Source organism: Paenibacillus sp. HWE-109, assembly GCF_022163125.1.
GTDB lineage: Bacteria > Bacillota > Bacilli > Paenibacillales > NBRC-103111 > Paenibacillus_E.
Window position 1 is genome coordinate 6158061 of sequence record NZ_CP091881.1, and the last position, 17447, is coordinate 6175507.

Annotated in this window: 13 protein-coding genes; 2 read left to right on the forward strand and 11 right to left on the reverse strand. The window is 45.6% G+C overall.

Translation table 11 applies throughout. From position 1 onward, the window contains the following. Nucleotides 1-26 precede the first annotated feature (26 nt). The 10 genes from LOZ80_RS26315 to LOZ80_RS26360 all read right to left on the reverse strand — a co-directional run bounded on the left by LOZ80_RS26315 (nt 27) and on the right by LOZ80_RS26360 (nt 14306). Nucleotides 27-1682: a DUF8769 domain-containing protein gene (locus LOZ80_RS26315; protein WP_238167439.1), complete on the reverse strand. Its 1656-nt coding sequence runs from the start codon at nt 1680-1682 to the stop codon at nt 27-29. After that, nucleotides 1679-3790, reverse strand: coding sequence for an ROK family protein (locus tag LOZ80_RS26320; RefSeq protein WP_238167440.1), 2112 nt, complete (start codon nt 3788-3790; stop codon nt 1679-1681). Before LOZ80_RS26320 ends, LOZ80_RS26315 begins: the two co-directional genes overlap by 4 nt. An 18-nt stretch (nt 3791-3808) precedes the next feature. Continuing rightward, complete coding sequence (locus LOZ80_RS26325; protein WP_238167441.1) at nt 3809-4768, reverse strand: sugar phosphate isomerase/epimerase family protein; 960 nt, start codon at nt 4766-4768, stop codon at nt 3809-3811. Between the two features lie 25 nt (nt 4769-4793). Continuing rightward, nucleotides 4794-5666, reverse strand: coding sequence for a carbohydrate ABC transporter permease (locus LOZ80_RS26330; RefSeq protein ID WP_238167442.1), 873 nt, complete (start codon nt 5664-5666; stop codon nt 4794-4796). 33 nt (nt 5667-5699) lie between these two features. Next, nucleotides 5700-6605, reverse strand: a complete 906-nt coding sequence (locus LOZ80_RS26335) for an ABC transporter permease (RefSeq protein ID WP_238167443.1) — start codon at nt 6603-6605, stop codon at nt 5700-5702. 77 nt (nt 6606-6682) lie between these two features. Continuing rightward, nucleotides 6683-8278: an extracellular solute-binding protein gene (locus LOZ80_RS26340; protein WP_238167444.1), complete on the reverse strand. Its 1596-nt coding sequence runs from the start codon at nt 8276-8278 to the stop codon at nt 6683-6685. A gap of 276 nt (nt 8279-8554) precedes the next feature. Next, a complete protein-coding gene (locus tag LOZ80_RS26345; protein ID WP_238167445.1) occupies nt 8555-10786 on the reverse strand; it encodes an AraC family transcriptional regulator in 2232 nt (743 codons plus the stop codon). Nucleotides 10787-11036: 250 nt separating this feature from the next. Further along, nucleotides 11037-11900, reverse strand: a complete 864-nt coding sequence (locus LOZ80_RS26350) for an anti-sigma factor domain-containing protein (protein ID WP_238167446.1) — start codon at nt 11898-11900, stop codon at nt 11037-11039. A gap of 4 nt (nt 11901-11904) precedes the next feature. Continuing rightward, the gene (locus LOZ80_RS26355) at nt 11905-12471 is read right to left on the reverse strand and encodes a sigma-70 family RNA polymerase sigma factor (protein ID WP_189018268.1); all 567 of its coding nucleotides are present in this window, start codon (nt 12469-12471) and stop codon (nt 11905-11907) included. 152 nt (nt 12472-12623) lie between these two features. Further along, the gene (locus LOZ80_RS26360; protein WP_238167447.1) at nt 12624-14306 is read right to left on the reverse strand and encodes a hypothetical protein; all 1683 of its coding nucleotides are present in this window, start codon (nt 14304-14306) and stop codon (nt 12624-12626) included. 303 nt (nt 14307-14609) lie between these two features. Here LOZ80_RS26360 and LOZ80_RS26365 point away from each other — a divergent pair, with 303 nt between their 5' ends. Both LOZ80_RS26365 and LOZ80_RS26370 read left to right on the forward strand, forming a co-directional pair. Continuing rightward, the gene (locus tag LOZ80_RS26365; protein ID WP_238167448.1) at nt 14610-15503 is read left to right on the forward strand and encodes a helix-turn-helix transcriptional regulator; all 894 of its coding nucleotides are present in this window, start codon (nt 14610-14612) and stop codon (nt 15501-15503) included. A gap of 131 nt (nt 15504-15634) precedes the next feature. Further along, a complete protein-coding gene (locus tag LOZ80_RS26370; RefSeq protein ID WP_238167449.1) occupies nt 15635-16090 on the forward strand; it encodes a VOC family protein in 456 nt (151 codons plus the stop codon). Between the two features lie 634 nt (nt 16091-16724). Here LOZ80_RS26370 and LOZ80_RS26375 read toward each other — a convergent pair. Then, the gene (locus LOZ80_RS26375; RefSeq protein ID WP_238167450.1) at nt 16725-17321 is read right to left on the reverse strand and encodes a nitroreductase family protein; all 597 of its coding nucleotides are present in this window, start codon (nt 17319-17321) and stop codon (nt 16725-16727) included. Between the last annotated feature and the right edge of the window lie 126 nt (nt 17322-17447).

A 17447-nucleotide genomic window follows, 5' to 3' on the forward strand; every position in this document is an offset into this window, starting at 1 on the left:
CGGTAACATCTACTGCCGATCTGCTTCTATACAAGGTCCAGCAAAAAGCGCATAACTCGACTGCCATGCTGCGACTCAAACAAATAAACAATCTCCAGACGATCCTCTGCCTGAATGACGGAAGGAACAGGAGCATCCTGCACCACGTTGCAAGTCAACCCCGGAAAAACCCAGGAATCCGGCTTCACCATTTCCGAAGAAAGTCCTTGCCCTCTAACCTCAAAGATCACTTCGATGTCCACCTGCGTGTCCAAACTGACCTCTATCACTAGCTGCTTGCCCTTGATTTGAGCTTCGAAGGTAATCCCTCTCAGATGGGAGTTCCAACTGCCGCCCTGCTCACGGCGAATTAATCGCAGATCATATTTCTCCTTGCCATCCGTCATCCAGTGAATCGTGGCCGGATGCATCTGACCATTCGTATTCCGGCTGCCGGACATGGCGCCAATCATCAGCTTTTCCTCGATCCATGCCGATGCTATGCACAAATTCATATTATTACGTGGATCATTGCGCTCACACAGCTCCCTAAACGACTTCACCGCCAGTCGGTTTCCTTGATATGTACGCAAGGCGGTTCTAATTACTTCCGGAACATCTACACCAACCAAAGCAATCATCGGATCATGTTCTGATTCACAATTGATGTCGGCCAGATATTCATAGCCTTCCCCTAGGGCAAGATAAATGAACACTCCTATAGAGCTGTGAGCCCTCATATCCATGTCATAGGCACGCGCAAAGGGGCCAGATAAATTTTCGAGATTAGGATTATAAAATAAAGCAATATTTGCCCAGAGTTCATGCTCCATCTCAAGGCCAATTCGCTTCAGATCCAGGGATTCGCCGTAGGTTCTCCAAAGCCCTAATACAGTAAGATCAACCCCGTAATAGGTTGTTGTATTGAACTCTGCGAACGTGCCAAATTCCTTGAAAGCATCATAAAACTTCCGACCTTCCAGTTCCGCGTGAGTGATCCAATCCGGACGGTTAAAGTGATGTCCATAATAATCACAAATAAAGATATGCATTAGCTCAATGTTCGAATTCATCGGTATTGTGTCAGATAGTCGGCGATCGATGGACGCGCCAACCGCTTTGACCATGCAGTCATCCATACGTGTGACCAGGTTAGTGGGCAATTGTTGTTCAAAATGAGCCAAAATAACCGCAAAGGTGCATGCGATGAACTCGCGCCAATTGGGATCATAACTTTTCCACACAGTAGGCAGAACTTGCTGGACAGCAGTTTGAAAATGTTGTTTTATAACTGCATGCTCAGGCAGTAGATTGCTTAGCTGATTGGATATTTTGTCCAATGAGCTGTCCAAAAAATAAGCAAATCCCGGAGCGAATGTTTTCCAAGGATAGTTGCCCAGAGGAGGAGGCGGATCCTGAGGGGACGTGCGGAAAGTACCATGATAAATCTCTTCCGGGCAATCATATTGCATATCCATGACTTTAGTAATCACATCGCATGCTCGTTCGAAGTCTCCCGGGTTATCACGAATGAGCAGTCCCAAGGCATAATGGGCGCTCCCTCTCGTATAATGCCGATCAGGGTCATCTTTATCCCACAACAATTGCATATCAGCATCATAATAGACATCCATATCTGCTAAAGCATGATCAATTAAGTACAGTTTGTCATCGGTTATCTCTTCTTTTAACGTATGGCTCATGGTTTTAAAGCCCCTTCCTCCCCAGGATTCGGATTAATAAATGTAGAGACAGCACCCAGCATTCCCGCTTCATTGCCGCAAAGCGCAGGTACGATTCGTGTCAGTCCCTTGAAGTCGTCCGTTAGATAAGCGGACACTTTGGCAGCGAGAAGGTCAGTCAACACGTTTTTTTGAGCGGAAACACCGCCGCCGACAATGATCAAACCGGGGTCCAACACATAGATGAGATCGGAAATGCCTTTGGCAACCTCGTTCATCCATAGATCAACGGTTTGAACCCAGACAGGTTCATCTTTTTTGAAGCCCTCCCAAATAACCTTGCCATTGACAGCGACATTCATTCCTTGGTCCGCTTGTATTGCAGCTGCCTTAACCACAAGCGCAGAAGTAGATGCTCTGGTTTCGTAATTATTCGTATGCATAAGATTCATGTGCATGTAGCCAACTTCCGCAGCGCGGAAATGAGCACCTTTATACAGCTTGGCATCCAGAACAAGCGCTCCGCCAATCCCTGTACCTAATGCGATGCAGAAAAATGACTTTTCCCCTTTCCCGGCACCCAACCAAGCCTCGCCCAGAGCGGCTGCATTCACATCATTCGTAATCTTCGTCTCCAATTTAGTTAGAAGTTCAAGTTCACACTTGAGATTAACCCCCTTTAACCAAGGTATGTTCTCAATGCCGCCAACAATAAGACCAGCATCATCTACGATCCCTGCCGTACTGATTCCAACACCTGAAAGCGGAGGATTACCTGCCTGTAGCTCGTTTATTTTATCCACTAATCGTCGCATGAAATGCTGGCTGTTAGGCGAATCCAGCGTTGCAAACGTACCGCTTGACTCCACTTCACCAGTCTCACGGACAACACCATATTTGACGCTTGTACCGCCTATATCAAAAGCCGCATACCGTTTCCTTAGTTCAGCTTCATGCTGCGCGTTCTTCTCCTTAACTTTGAAGCCATAAGCAACAATACTGAGCATAATAGCTCCAAGCAGCGCACTAAGCGTACAGACCAAATTCATCGAAGATGGGCCTAGCTTTTCCAACAAATAGCCATTCAACATATTGCCAACAATTCCTGCTAGTCCAACAAAAATCATATTAAATATGCTTTGACCTGTAGCTTGCATGTCTTTACGAACAATCCGGGAGACATATTCAACCGCAGCAACGTAAAAAAGGCCAAAAGACAATCCTTGCAGCACCTGTACCGCAACCATCACACTCGGAATGGGAAAGACATATTGAATGGCCCAACGCACCATATAGGCGAGCGTAGCCAGCAACATAGTCTTCTCATTGCCCAAACGCCGAATGACATAGGAAGCCGCAAACATAGATGGTACATTAGAGAAAGCCGCAATCATCAGCGCCACGCCCGATAGGGCATAGGAGCCACCAACCATTTTAAAAACAACGACAAAATACGTATTAAACGCGGTTAAGGTTTGATTCACAAGAAAACAGGCGCCCAAGAACAGCACGAAACGTTTATTGTGAAAAAGTTCCCCCATTCCACTGACAAACGGCGTGCTCTTGACATGATATTCCTTTTGTTCAGGCAAAACCAGCACCATTAAAATGCCCAAACAGCTTATGAACAGAAAGGGTATCCATAATTGATTCGGTAAATAATAGGATAAAAAGAATCCTGCTCCATAACCGCCCAAGGCATTGCCAACACTCTGAAAGCTGCGAATGGAGCCATAGGAGGAACCAGCCTCCCTGGCAGCTGATACTGCAAAAGCATCACCGATGGGAGCCTGCGGAGCGGTGAAAATAATAGCGGTCATATAAGCAGCGGTCATCAAGAGTATGGATGGTGTCTGATACAAAATAGACAAGAGGGCAGGCACAGCTAGACTAAGCAGTAAAATGGACTTGGTCATTTGATAGCGATCAGCCAGTCGCCCCCAGAATAATTGCGCGCCCAGTACAATTAGGGAGGCAAGCGACATCATCATTCCGATATGACTTTTGGCTAAACCGCCATCTACAAAAATGGTAGTGATATACGGATTAAGCGAGCCACCCGCCAGCCCTGTGAACAAATATAGCCCACGCAGCTTGAACAACGTTGAAAATGACAAGGGACTCTGCATGCTGCGATCTTCCTTTCCTTATTGGCTCATAGCTGATAAATTCGCCATACGTTCAGTCATATATCGATGACTAAGCTCAATGGATTGCGGATCGCAAGTGGCTTTCAACTCATAAACTTTAATCGGCGCTGCTTGAATAACAGGCAGAAATCGATCAAAGAAAAGCATATCCCCGCTGTGCACATAAGGGCACCAATGATCAGAAAGTCCAATCGTTTCATGAATATGAACACCAACAACCCGCTCCAGCATCGCGTTCACTTCTGCGGCATTGTCATAGAGACCCATTCTATCCATCATCATGCCATGGCCAATGTCGTACCATAAACCTAGATTAGCTCCGGCAAGCCGGTCTATCATCGTGTTAGCCTCCTGCAGCGTCGGCATCTGATAGCAGCGGGATCGCGTTTCTATTCCGATCGCAATCTTCCAGCCCTTCTGCGCGATATGGTTGCATACGCGCTCCAAGCTTTCCACGATGCGGTTCATATAATGTCCGCTCAGCGATTCGCGCCGTTCCATCATTTCCGCCCATAACATCTGATAGGCGTCTGATTCACGGCCCTTCTCCTTATACAATCCTTTTAATACCTCATCGATGTTGTAGTCGAACGGCACTTCACCGGGATGAACAACAACCGCCTTTGCGCCATAGCGGTGCGCATACTCAGCGGATTGAATCAGCAACTCGATGGCCATGCCGCGCTTCGTTTCATCGTCAAATCCAAGCAGCACCGAGTCCGTGCCATAATCGGGATTTGGTACGTGCGGGAATGTATTATGCACACTGGAGACGCCGATTTCTCCGCGCTCAATCATAGGCTCAATTGTCGCAAGCAGCTCCTGATTGACATTATAGTTCAGTTCCACACGGCGAAAGCCGAGGGAACGTATTTCTTCGATCATATCGCGTCCTACCGTATGTTTTTTAATGTTCCAGCAGGTAGAAAATGAGTATTCACCCTTCGATTGATGCATGTTCTTGCCTCCTTCTGGATGCTCGCTAACCTTTCACTGCGCCTACCATGATGCCAGATACGAAATAGCGCTGCAGCCAAGGGTACACAAGCAGAATCGGCAGTGTTGCGAACATGACACTTGCCGCCTTCAAACTTTCCGGTGTCATACGAAGCATTTGGGCACCTTCCGCTTGCATCATATCCGTCGCCATATTGTTCATGATCAACTGATACAGCTTCAATTGAAGCGGGTAAAGCCCTGGTTTTGTAATATAAAATAACGTATCTGTAAAACCATTCCAGCGGTTAACTGCATAGAATAAGCTGATGGTTGAGATAATCGGCATCGACAATGGCAGAATAATTCGGAATAACGTCTGCAGCGGACTACAGCCATCGATTTGCGCAGCTTCTTCCAAGCCTTCCGGTATGCTCCGAATAAAAGAAATCAAAATGATCAGATAAAAAGGATTGATCAATTGCGGCAAGATTAACGACCACATCGAGTTCATTAAGTGTAAATCTTTGACCAGAATGTACTCAGGAATTAAGCCGCCGCTGAAAAACATCGTCACCACGATGAAAAACATGAACAACCTGCCGCCTTTCAGCGAGTTTTTCGATAGTGGATAGGCTGCCGCCAACGTCATCAGCATGCAAAGTGCCGTATACAGCAAGGTAAGCACAATCGTGAAACCTAAAGAGCGAATCATAGAATCGTTCTGAAACACTTTCGCATACGCTTCCAAGGTGAAATCAACAGGATACAGTGAAACTTTGCCTGCCATAATGGGTTCATTTGAACTGAACGATATCGCAAGAATGTGAATAAACGGCGCTAAACAGATTAGAACTAAGCAAGTAACCAGGACAACATTCGTTATGTCAAACCATCGATTGGCGCGTTGTGCACTCATAGCTGAAATCAACTCCCCTTCTTTTCCAACCCGTTATAAAATACCTTGGTCCGTCATTTTTTTGGATACGTAGTTAGCCCCAAGCACAAAGATGAGACCTACGACAGATTGGAATAAACCAACCGCAGTCGCGAGGGTATACTGTCCGGATTCCAAACCGATATTATAAACAAACGTGCTCAATACCTGCGAATATTCACGTACCGTGACATTGCCGATCACAAACGGCCGCTCAAAGCCGATGCTGACCATATTACCCAAATTAATGATGAGCAAAGTGAGAATTGTAGGCTGCAAGCCTGGTAAGGTTATGTGCCAAATGCGTCTGAATCTCCCCGCGCCATCCACTTCTGCGGCTTCGAACAGTTCGCGGTTGATACCTGTCAAAGCAGCGAGATAAATGATCGTTCCCCACCCGGCGCTTTGCCACACTCCCGTTAATAGATAGGTGTTCAACCAATAGTTTTTATCCGTTAGAAATGGAATTGCGTCTATGCCAAACAGACTCAGGACATTATTTACAGCCCCAGACTGCGTTCCGAATAGTTGATAGACAATCCCCCCAATAATGACCCAGGAAATAAAATGGGGAATGTAGAGCACGGTTTGCGATAATTTGCGGAACCATTCTTTCTTCAATTCATATAACATGATGGCAATCAGCAGCGGCGCTGGAAAAGAGACGATTAAGTCCAAGAAATTCAGCATTAGGGTGTTGCGCAGTGTGATGTAGAAATCGTGCATATGAAAAACTTCTTTGAAAGCAGCAAACCCAATCCATCGACTGCCGGATATCCCCTCAAAGAAATTAAATTCTTTGAAAGAAATCAGAATGCCATACATCGGACCGTACTTGAAGATTGCAAAAAACAATAGAGGTAATGCAAGCAGAAGGTACAGCTGCCAATTCTTATTCCAGTATTTCGTCATCGTGTTCATGCCCGTTACCCCTCCTCTTAATCCGCGAGAGCGAAGAAGAGCGGGAAGCATCCCTGCCCTTCTTAACACTCTTGCCGCTATTTGCCCTTCTTGGCGTACGCTGTTTTGCGCTCATCCAGAATCGCTTGACCACCGTTTTGCAAGTAATCCTCCAGCATACTGTCATACGTTTTATCAAACTCATCTGGTTTGACCATTGCAGTTTTCACTAAAAGTTGCTTGTATTTCTCCAGCAATGTTGTGCCGTATTTCGCTTCTGCTTCAATCACTTTATCAAATCGTTTGGGCGAGATCGTGTCTGCCAACGAAATTGTAAAGGATTGCTTCGCATCATTGTTGTATTTGTCCGGCAGCGCCGTCGTCATAATATCAATGTTTTTCTTTGAATCTCCGAGATCTTTGCCATTCGCGATAATCGCCATATCACCGAAGTTGTAAACGCGTTTAGCAGCTTCAGGCGTATCCAAGGCAACCGGCAAGCCGTCCACCAACTTAAAGTTCTCGCCTTCTACCCCATTTTGCATATAAAAGAGGTGATCCTTTTGCGACATCCAGTCCAGATATCTGACTGCCTCAGCCGCACTTTTACTGGATTTTGGAATCATGATGTACAATCCGGTTGGAGAATATGCAGGCTTCGCATGTTTGCCTTCTGAGTTCGTGAACGGATCAACAGGCGTTAGCACAGCGCTTGGCGTGTTGTTTTGAAGCGGAGCATATACACCGTCTGTTTTATCGTAAATATTCGGAATATCCTCACTGAAGAAGCCAACTTTTCCTGCGATGGTATCCTGCGAAAGCTGTTTTTTGTCCTTATCCAGACCAAAATCTTTGCTCAACAGGCCTTCGTTGTACAATTTATTCATATACTTAAGCGCGTCCTTGAAGCCTGGCAGAAGCACCGGATAATCACTCGAACCCAACTGCTGGGTTAGCGTGTAGGCCTGCTCCTCTGTCATCGGCTTGATGAAAGACCAGAGCAGCGGGTCATATTGAGCAGGGGCTATGGTCATACCGAACGGTATCGTTTTACCGCCGGTTTTACCTGGGTCCTTCTCTTTAAAAGCTTTCAATGTTGTATACAATTCGTCCGTTGTTTTTGGAACCGGCAACTGCAACAGATCCAACCAGTCTTTCCGAATGTAGTTGGCATATTTACCCAAGAAAATTCGTTTGCCTGGCAGCGAGTATTGTTTGCCCTCGACTTGTCCGTATTGCAGTGTTTCGGCACCCAAATAAGTTTTCAAATTAGGTCCTTGCTGGTTTAGAAGTTCTGTCATATCCGTTAAACCGCCTTGCTGCGCATACCGATAAAAGGTGCCCGAATCATACGTAAAGACAATATCAGGCACATCGTCACCACTGGCCATCAGAACATTCAGCTTCTGCACTTCTTGCGAACGAGGAACCGGGATGAATTGCACGTCAATGTTATTCGGCGTACCGAAATTATCCTGTACATACTTCGTCAATAAATTGTTGGTGACAGTTAAACCTGACGGCGAGTTGCCGCGATCGAAGATCTCCACTTTCAATGTCGCTTTCTTAGCTGGCCTATCTGTTTCTTTGCCAGACTTGACGTCCGAACTATTGGATGAATTCGAGCATGCGGATAATACGCTGATTAATGAAAGCATGAGGACTGCTTGTTTAACAAGTCTGCGATTGTTCATATAACGTACAACTCCCTATCTCCCTGTTATGTAACCCTCGTTCCGGCCGGGAACACCTTCAGTATGGCATTCACCAGTCAAATCGATCAATAAACTAGTTTCCGGCATATAAACTCACATGTTTTGCCATTCTAACCCGCTATACACACTTTAAATATGCAATAAACTTTTTTCTGACTCTCCCATGTCATCTAATCTTCCATCATTTTCAAAGTAAAAAAACAGCCTGCTAAACGTAGGTTTAACAGACCGTTGATTCTTTTAAAAATATCGCTTTCATTCATGCTTTTTTCTATAGTCCCCTGGCGTTACGCCCACAATTCGTTTAAACATACGACCAAAAGTTATAGAGTTGGAATAGCCAAGCTGCTGGGCAATCATCATCTGTGCCAAATCAGTCTCCGTCAGCAATTTCTTCGCTTTACCGATTCTTAAATCCATAAGAAAATCGACAAATTTCATGCCAAAGGCTTCTTTAAACATATGACTGACATTTTTTCCATTTATGCCAAACCTGTCACTCAAGTGCTTGAGAGAAAGGTCTGGATCTTCGAAATGCTCCTCAATGTAATTCCGCATCTCGATAATGACAGCTTGATAGCTATTCGCCTCACATACAGACACATAGGTTCTGTACAATTCATTGAGCGCAGCTGACAGCTTCGTTTCAAGTTCACCCAAAGTCGCACTATCCTTTACAATTTGCTGTAAATTAGACTGTTCCCAAGCCACTCGCATACTATCGGAGGAACCCATGCCATTGCTAATTTCCCGCTCAAGCAGCTTAATCATCGTTTCTAACACCATTGTGATATCTTTATCCCGCAAAACGTACTGCCGGAAATCGCTGAAAAGCTCGGTAAGTTGCTGGCGCCAGCCATCTTGTACAAGGCGAAAGGATTTGGCGATATCGGCTGCCTTAGGCCAATAGTTATAGGTTTCCGTCGCAGGACGACCGGATAAATGGTCCGTCATAATCAACGCTTTGTGATTGCGTGTCAGCTTATGCTTCAAAGCATGGCTAGCCGATTGATAGGACACGTCTATCTCAGACCACCTTTGGACAACGGCGCCCCCCGCAAACACAAAAACAATGCCAAAATGTTCTTCGATCCATTGCTGACTGCATTCAATAAGACCTACGAGTTCGGATGCACCCAACTCTTCCCCCGCCTCCATCGCATAAAGGATGCCAATTCTCTGCTCATCGATCCACTCACTCCAGACTGACAAGCGGCTACCAAAGAACTCCTGCAATATATTTTGCAGCGCCAGTTTAAGCACTTTCTGATCCTCTTTGACATGATCCTGTGTAAAAACCTCATACTGTTCTATCTCTGCGGCGATAACCCCTAGATTCGTGTAGGAACGTCTAGTTTCAAAGACAGGGATACCCTCTTTGCAATCTTCTTCCGATATGGATCCTGTTCCGTACATTAACTCAATGAACAGTTGTCTGCGCCGAACAAGAAGATTCTTATGATGCAGCTGTTCATAGTGATGCGTTGTTTCTATCAAGCCTTCCATTGCTTGCCCGATGAAGGATAAATCATCCACACTGCGGCCAGCCGGCAGAAATCGCAGTTGTATAGAATCAAGTTTATTCACCATGAGCTGAATTGGGCGGTAGTTGCGCTTGGAGATATAAATTAGATATCCGAGCAAGAACACAATGGTCACGATGCCAGCTGCAAGCCATACATACGAAATCAGGGATACCCACGCAAATAATTGCCCAGCTCTAATGCCGCTTTGAATGCTCCATCCTGTATTCGGTATGCGAATCTGGGTGAGAACTTCCTCATTCTTCGACTCAACGTTGATGCCTCCCGGGTCAGAAGACATCACCACCTGTCCCTGGGCATTGACGACATGCATAAAAGTCACTTTATGATCACTAAAGGTATCCAGATATTCCTGCAGGACGCGAACATCGGCATTAATGACAACAATCCCTTGATTTCCGAACGGAATCGGCAGCTTTTTCACCAGGGAAATGACAGGAATATCCACGTTTGGATTCCGCTCGTGAATGATTCTCACATCCGACCATCGTTCCGTTTGGGAATGCTCCCACATTTGTTTAATAAATGTTTTATCTGGAAAGGTGTCGAGGGTATCCTTCTGATTTTGTTTAATAATTAAGTTATCATCGGCGCGGTACATATAAATAGAATGAATCAAGTGATTATTCAGCACGAGTGCATTCAAAGTTTCAGTTATATTATACAGCAGCAAGCCTTCATCACCGGCCTGCCGCTTGTCATGATCAACAAATTGCTTGATCGAGGCATTCGTCGTCAATTCTCTCAGCAAAGTATTCTGAATTTCCGTCAAGGAACGCGACATCGCATCTGATACATAAGCGGCTGAGATGCCATTCGCCTTTCTGGTTTCTTTTCGTGAAATGTCGGAGACGACAAATAAACCAAGCAGCACCATGACAGATATAGTTAATAAAAAGAGAGGAAAGTAAGAAAGTAGTTGTTTTTTGTACCTTTTTTTCATCACACTGCCCCTTCCGCTACGTTTTCTTCCATCGTTCCCACGCTTTATTAAATTATCATACTTGATAGATTGGATAATTACAAAAAATATCTAACATTATATGTAATATTAAATAACTTCTATTGGAGGAATTTTAATCAATTTTTAACAAAGCACGTAGTTCCTCGAGTGTCGAGAACCCCGCGACTAAAAAAACACGACTCCCCCGTGATTGTCATCACGAAAAAGTCGTGTTAGCTCCCAGCCTAGCCTACGTTGTCCCCAAGACTTTCTTGCCGCGTGGCTGCAAGCCATTCGCATCGGGTTCAAGCGTTATGCCGAAGGAATCGATTTGAAAGTCCTTTACTTTCACAGGGATGCTGTACGTCAGCACGCCCGTGCCTTTCTCATCTACGCGGAGTGTGCCGCAGTTGTATCTTTTTCCGCTGCGGTTGAACCAAACCTGATAAGCGGATTCTCCTTGCGTAGTTTTGAGTCCTTGCACGTTGATGACCACGTTGTGGACATCGCCATTTTGCAGTACATAGGCGGTCCCCCAAGCGTTAGGCAATGTGCTTTCGAACGATTTCAGCTGGAAGGTGCGCACAATTTCAGCCGGCTGCTGTAAGCCAGGATTAGCTGCGAGGTTCGGTTGATTCTGACGATCATTCCACCACATCCCTACAGCGAGTCCCAATACCATGGCGGCAACTGCGCCGTACACCCAATTGTAGGATCGCTTCGCCCGCTGACTCGGTGTCTGACTTGGTGTCATCTCTGGTGTCAGCTCCGGCACACTCGTCCGCTTCTCAGTTGGTTTCTCCGCTTCACCAGTTTTCTCCACTTCGCTCCGTTTCTCCGCCTCAGCCGGTCTCACCACCTCACTCAGCTTCTCCACTTCACTCGGCAGCTGAATAATGGACTGCATCACCTGCTGCTTCAAATCAGCAGGAACTTCCACTTCCTCCATCTCAAAAGGCAGCGCCTGCCAAACCTCTTGTAAATCGCTTAACTCCTCACGGCATGTGACACAAGTTCGCAGATGCCGTTCGAAAGCCGCGCGCTCCAATTCCGTGCAGTCGCCTGTCAAATAGTTGACCAAGTAACCGCAGTCCACCGTTTCATGTTCTTTCATAACGTCATCCCTCCCTCACAGCTGTCAGATGCTTCCTCAGTATTTTTAAACATTGATGCAGCCGGCTTTTGATCGTACCCAGCGGTTCATTCATCCGGGTTGCGATTTCGCTCAGCGAATAACCCTGCCAATACATCATGTCAATCAATTGAATCTGGCTTTCGCTTAGATGGACATACGCTTCGTGAATTTGTTCTCCTATCCACTTACGTGTCATGATCAAATCTGGATCAGGATCACCAGAAACAAGTTCATTTTCCCATTCTTTGGGCTCAAAACGGATGACTTGATCCAGTTTCCGCTTCTGCCTTAAATAATCAATCGTGATATTGCGGGTCACCGTGATCACCCAATTCACGAAGGCGCCTTTACTTGCGTCGAACCCTTTTTCCGTGGTCCATAGGCGTGTAAAAACAAGCTGAACAATTTCGCGCGCGGCCTGTTCTTCCTTCATCGACTTGAGCGCAAAGGAATAAACAAGCTTCGCGTAGCGATCATAGAGTTCTTCCAAAGCCAGATGGTTTTTTCCCATGACGAGCTTCATCAGCTCCCCATCCGTTCGATTGCGCATAGCCAGCACACCCCGAGTCGAAATAAAGTTGTATTACCTTCTACCTTATCTCCAGCAAGATGTCTTGGCAATAGATTTATAGAAAAAGAGCCCCAACACCGCTGAACGATTCAGCAGGTCGGAGCGCGATGAAATAATGGTTTAGACATCCCTTATCTCGCTGTGATTTTGGACGGATCAAGGACGAACCAGACCTTGCCTACATTTTGTCCCGTGGTGTCGCCAGGGTTATGATCCTTGATCCAGTAATACAGTGGCCAACCTCTGTAGGTGCTTTGTTTGGTTCCGTCAGTACGCGTTAGAACTCCGAAATCACTGGCCGTGAGATCAGCAGATACGGTGAGATTCTCATCATAGAAAATCGGCCAGTTGACCAAACAAGGTCCCACACATGAATTCGGGTCTGCAAGATCTTTGGTAAACAGATACAAAGCCATCCCGTTCTCATCGACCAAATAGGTGCCTAAAGCATCGGATTTGCTTGTTTTAACAGACGCATTGGCAGCCTTCGTACCCGTAAATTTCGCTGGATCAATAACATACCAGACATGGCCTACGTCCTGCCCGGTAGTGTCACCCATCTTCGTATCACCAGCCCAGTAATAAAGCGGAAATCCTTTATAAGTTGTTTGCACGCTGCCATCCGCACGAACTAAAGTGCCAAAATCAGCAGAATTAACACCCGTTGGCGCAGCAATCGCAGCGTTAGCAAAGACAGGCCATTTCTCCAAACATTTACCTGAGCAATTGCTGACGCCCTTGGTGTCATTGTCATAATAATAAAGCGCTCTACCGCTCGCATCCGTCAAATAATTGCCCAGTTCAGCTTTGGTGCCCAAGGCTACGCCGCCATTCGCAGGTTTAATCACGAACCAGACTTTGCCGACATTATCTCCTGTTGTATCTCCCGGTTTTTGATCCTTAATGAAGTAATACAAAGGCCATCCTTTGTAAGTCACCTGCTCCTTGCCGTCAGCCCGAGTGAAGATCTGGAAGTCCGCTGCGCTGAATCCAGCAGGAACTGTGAAATCATGGGCGCCAAAGATAGGCCAATTCGTCAAGCATTGTTCCACACAGGAATTAACATTCGCGACATCCTTACTAAAATAGTACAGTGTCATGCCCTTATCATCCGTTAGATAACTGCCTAGCGTACTGCTTTGCTTCAAGGAAAGCGCTGGTTTGGCTAATGCATCCAGCTTGCTTGCGCTGATTTTACCCTTTTCAACCAGATCAGTACCCAGTGTTTTTGTAGTTCCTTTGATAGGTGCCTTGAGCGCCTCGAGGGTTGCTGCTGCAATATGTAGGTTTTTGAATGTTTTGACATCGGCAATTTGGGATAAGCCATTTTTGCCAGCAAAGGGGATGACACCCGCGTAGTCAAAATCCGTTCCTTGCATATAGCCTAAAGATTCCAACAGTACCTTGTAGTATTGCTGCGCAGTAATAGCGGCTAATGGTTCAAATTTATCATCGCCCGTACCCTGCCAGCCTAACGACGGATGGTCTTTCAAATAGCCCAGAATGGCTTGATTCTCTTGCGATACACGGCTTGCATCTTGGAAACTGGCCATCCCTTTATAGGCTAATGCGTCTGCTTCCAATCCTTTTAAGCGTAATGACATGACCGCGGCTTGCAATCTCGTCGTTGATTTGTTCAAGTACTCCGCCGTCAGACCACTTCCCTCACCTTGGAGAATGCCCAGATCCCCAGCCAGATCTGTTTCGGATTTCACCTTAAGCGGCTCAGCTGCCGCTGCCGAGAAGGCTGTCGCCCCCGCCACCAGGCCTGTTAGCACAAAGAAAGACAGGATACCTTTTTTGATAGTTTTCATGCTTGCTATTCCTCCTTAACGTTTCTAATGAAGTAAACGATGAGGAACAGCAAGCGGTTTGATCGTTCTCACGAATTATTTGTAATCCACAAGTTAAGCCAAATAATCTTCGGCACGGAATCAACAGGACATTATTGGCTGGCTGCTATTCCCCTGCCGTTTTCATTTGTTGTCCTTGACAAAACTATATTTTGGAACTGAAGGAAAAGGCTTCATCAAAAAGAATTAGCATGGTAAAATAAACGTTTCCAAAACTTATATCTAAGTATAGTCTACAAATATCATCCTAAGGAGTCATGTCCATTGGCTGTATCCATGAATAAATTAACAAAAATACCTCGGATTCTAATCAAAACACCAACCCATCAACAAAGAATATTGAGAATGCGTGGACTGTCTGCCATTGAATCTTGCACACGTACAGAAGGCGCCACCGGCACGTTGTTTCTAGAAGACCATATGCTCTTATTCGTAATTGAAGGGATGTATACCGTACGGTTTGGAACCGAGGTGCATACGGTAAACAAGCATGAAATGGTGCTGATCCATAAATCCATTGCGTTCCAATATGAAAAAAGCGGGGAATCCAACCTCGATTATGTACTCAACTATATGATGTTCTTCTTAAAAGACGAATTAATTAACGAGTTTATGAAACTAGCAGATTATACTCCTACTTCAGCAGCCAGGATACCGGCTCCGATATCTGTGCATACGATTGATGATAGACTCTTCAGCTATCTGGAATCATTGAAACCGTATTTCAATGAACCGGAACGGATTAGAGATGGGCTGGTTAAGGTGAAGTTATTAGAATTATTATTTGGCATAGCCGATAGAAATGATATTTTCCTGTCTGAGCTTGCTCAGATTAAGTGCCAAGAACGAAAAAGCATCAAGGACGTCGTTGATGCGAATATCACAAACCCCGTAACCTTGCATGATCTCGCCTACTTATCTGGCCGAAGCCTATCCTCCTTCAAACGTGATTTCAAAGCGATCTATAATACTTCCCCACTCCAGTGGATACGAAATCGCCGATTGGATAAAGCACAAGAAATGCTAATCCATTCGTCCTTATCCGTAACTGAAATTTGCTTCTCAACGGGCTTTGAGAACGTCTCACACTTCTCCAAAGTGTTTAAGATGAGATTCGGAATCCCACCTTCCGCACTTAAACAACCGCCAAAGCTCTGATGATCTTAACCCTGAGCTGAATGAACAACAGATTTGGACCTCCGAACAAAGTATAGGGTGCATTCATCTGGTACATTTATACATGTAATCCAGACGAAGTCTAGTCCTATTGAACCCAAGGAGGAAACAACATGCCCGACTCTAACCTTCGGCAGGATTCTGCTGCCACCCCGATCACGTCACTGAAAGGTCATCATATCGCCATCCGTGTACCAGACTACGAGGCTGCAAAGAGCTGGTACGTGGAGAAGCTTGGCTTCCGCGTCATTCAAGAATGGCCGTTTGGAGACCTGCACCTTGCTTATGTCGCTCCACCCCATGACGACTCCTTTTACTTTGAGATTATTGGAGACGGAGAGGTCAATGACGCTTCTATTTACCATGATATTAACAGCAGTATGTATAAAGCCGGTTACCATCACCTCTGCATGACCGTGAACGACGTGGATGAAGCGATTGCTTATTTGGATTCAAAAGGGGTTACCCTCATCGGGGTGCCATTTGACTTGGAGGCCATCCATCGCCGCCTCGCATTTTTCGCCGATCCGTGGGGGAATATTTTCGAATTAGCTCAGGTGATTGGTTAATCAAGAAAAGTCCTACGTCTTTGCAAAGTACATACGAAAACCAGGAGATCGGTGGCTAAATACGACAGTGCGGGGGACAGTTGTTGTTAATCAGGAGAAGGCCAAGTAGAATGTTCACCATCATGGATTGAGCCCTCAAAAGTGATTGTTATCTTTTGATTAAGTTCCCACATCTAAGCTTCCCATTCGTATTTTAGGGTTAACCAGTTCTTTCTGGTTGATCCTTTTTTATTCCTATCCTACGGATAAGTCTTCAAGTACATGCACCTTCGCAAGCCTCCTTACGAACTCAATACCCTTTATTCGGCCAAAATCGCTCATTCTAAAAATCTAATGAATGCCAGATGTGCTATTTCAAGCTATTGATACTAATTCGGCCAACAAAGTACCGAGTAACGCCAATCCAGTTCATTACATCTCCAAAGCAGCCATTTTCTCGTCGATAAGCATCCTACAGTTCATTAGATGCCATTCAAGACCGAAAACCTCCAAAGAGTAATGAGGCCCGCGGTGGACGTCAACTAACCCAAAAACAGCGCACTGCAGTTCCCTCCGAAAGAGACAATCGAGGCAACTCAAAAAGAACCCAGCCTGTGGCGGCTAGGTTCTCTATAATTGCGGTGCTCAGCTTTTCTTATTGAAAGAATTTCACACGACTTTCAAGCGGTTGGAATTCTTTGTCGCCAGGCACGAAAGTTGGTTTGCCGAACGGCATTTGGGCAATCAATTTCCATTCGCTTGGCAGGTTCCACGTTTGGGCAACTTCGTCGTTGATCAGTGGGTTATAGTGCTGCAAGGATGCTCCGAGACCTTCTTGCTCCAAGGCCGTCCATACAACGAATTGCAGCATACCGGAAGATTGGTTGGACCAGATCGGGAAATTATCCGCATATGCTGCGAACTGAGCCTGAAGCTGCTCAACCACCGTTTGATCTTCGAAGAACAGAACCGTACCGGAACCAGCGCCGAAGCTGTTGATTCTTTCTTCCGTAGCCGCGAAGCTGTCCGCAGGCACGATTTTGCGCAGCGTTTCTTTCGTAATGTTCCACAATTTATCGGATTGCTCACCGAATAGAACGACCACTCGCGCACTTTGTGAATTGAAGGATGTTGGGGAATACTTCACAGCCTCGTTCACGATTTCTTGAATGCGATCGTTGGAAACGACCACCTCTTTGCTTAAACCATAAAACGTACGTCTTTCTTTCACTGCTGTTAAAAAGTTGCTCATAGGGATTCTCCTCCGCTTTCTTATATAAATAATAATTTCACCCAAAATCACGAAACAGAATTAACTATAACTTCAATCGTTACTAACTAAATGTTATTAACTTTTATTATTATCATACTATTTCGA

What these genes read in the sequence shown, in the direction of transcription:
- LOZ80_RS26375 (WP_238167450.1), bottom strand. Translation starts at nt 17,321, where the DNA reads ATGAGCAACTTTTTAACAGCAGTGAAAGAAAGACGTACGTTTTATGGT.
- LOZ80_RS26350 (WP_238167446.1), bottom strand. Translation starts at nt 11,900, where the DNA reads ATGAAAGAACATGAAACGGTGGACTGCGGTTACTTGGTCAACTATTTG.
- LOZ80_RS26340 (WP_238167444.1), bottom strand. Translation starts at nt 8,278, where the DNA reads ATGAACAATCGCAGACTTGTTAAACAAGCAGTCCTCATGCTTTCATTA.
- LOZ80_RS26330 (WP_238167442.1), bottom strand. Translation starts at nt 5,666, where the DNA reads ATGAGTGCACAACGCGCCAATCGATGGTTTGACATAACGAATGTTGTC.
- LOZ80_RS26355 (WP_189018268.1), bottom strand. Translation starts at nt 12,471, where the DNA reads ATGCGCAATCGAACGGATGGGGAGCTGATGAAGCTCGTCATGGGAAAA.
- LOZ80_RS26345 (WP_238167445.1), bottom strand. Translation starts at nt 10,786, where the DNA reads ATGAAAAAAAGGTACAAAAAACAACTACTTTCTTACTTTCCTCTCTTT.
- LOZ80_RS26325 (WP_238167441.1), bottom strand. Translation starts at nt 4,768, where the DNA reads ATGCATCAATCGAAGGGTGAATACTCATTTTCTACCTGCTGGAACATT.
- LOZ80_RS26370 (WP_238167449.1), top strand. Translation starts at nt 15,635, where the DNA reads ATGCCCGACTCTAACCTTCGGCAGGATTCTGCTGCCACCCCGATCACG.
- LOZ80_RS26320 (WP_238167440.1), bottom strand. Translation starts at nt 3,790, where the DNA reads ATGCAGAGTCCCTTGTCATTTTCAACGTTGTTCAAGCTGCGTGGGCTA.
- LOZ80_RS26360 (WP_238167447.1), bottom strand. Translation starts at nt 14,306, where the DNA reads ATGAAAACTATCAAAAAAGGTATCCTGTCTTTCTTTGTGCTAACAGGC.
- LOZ80_RS26315 (WP_238167439.1), bottom strand. Translation starts at nt 1,682, where the DNA reads ATGAGCCATACGTTAAAAGAAGAGATAACCGATGACAAACTGTACTTA.
- LOZ80_RS26335 (WP_238167443.1), bottom strand. Translation starts at nt 6,605, where the DNA reads ATGAACACGATGACGAAATACTGGAATAAGAATTGGCAGCTGTACCTT.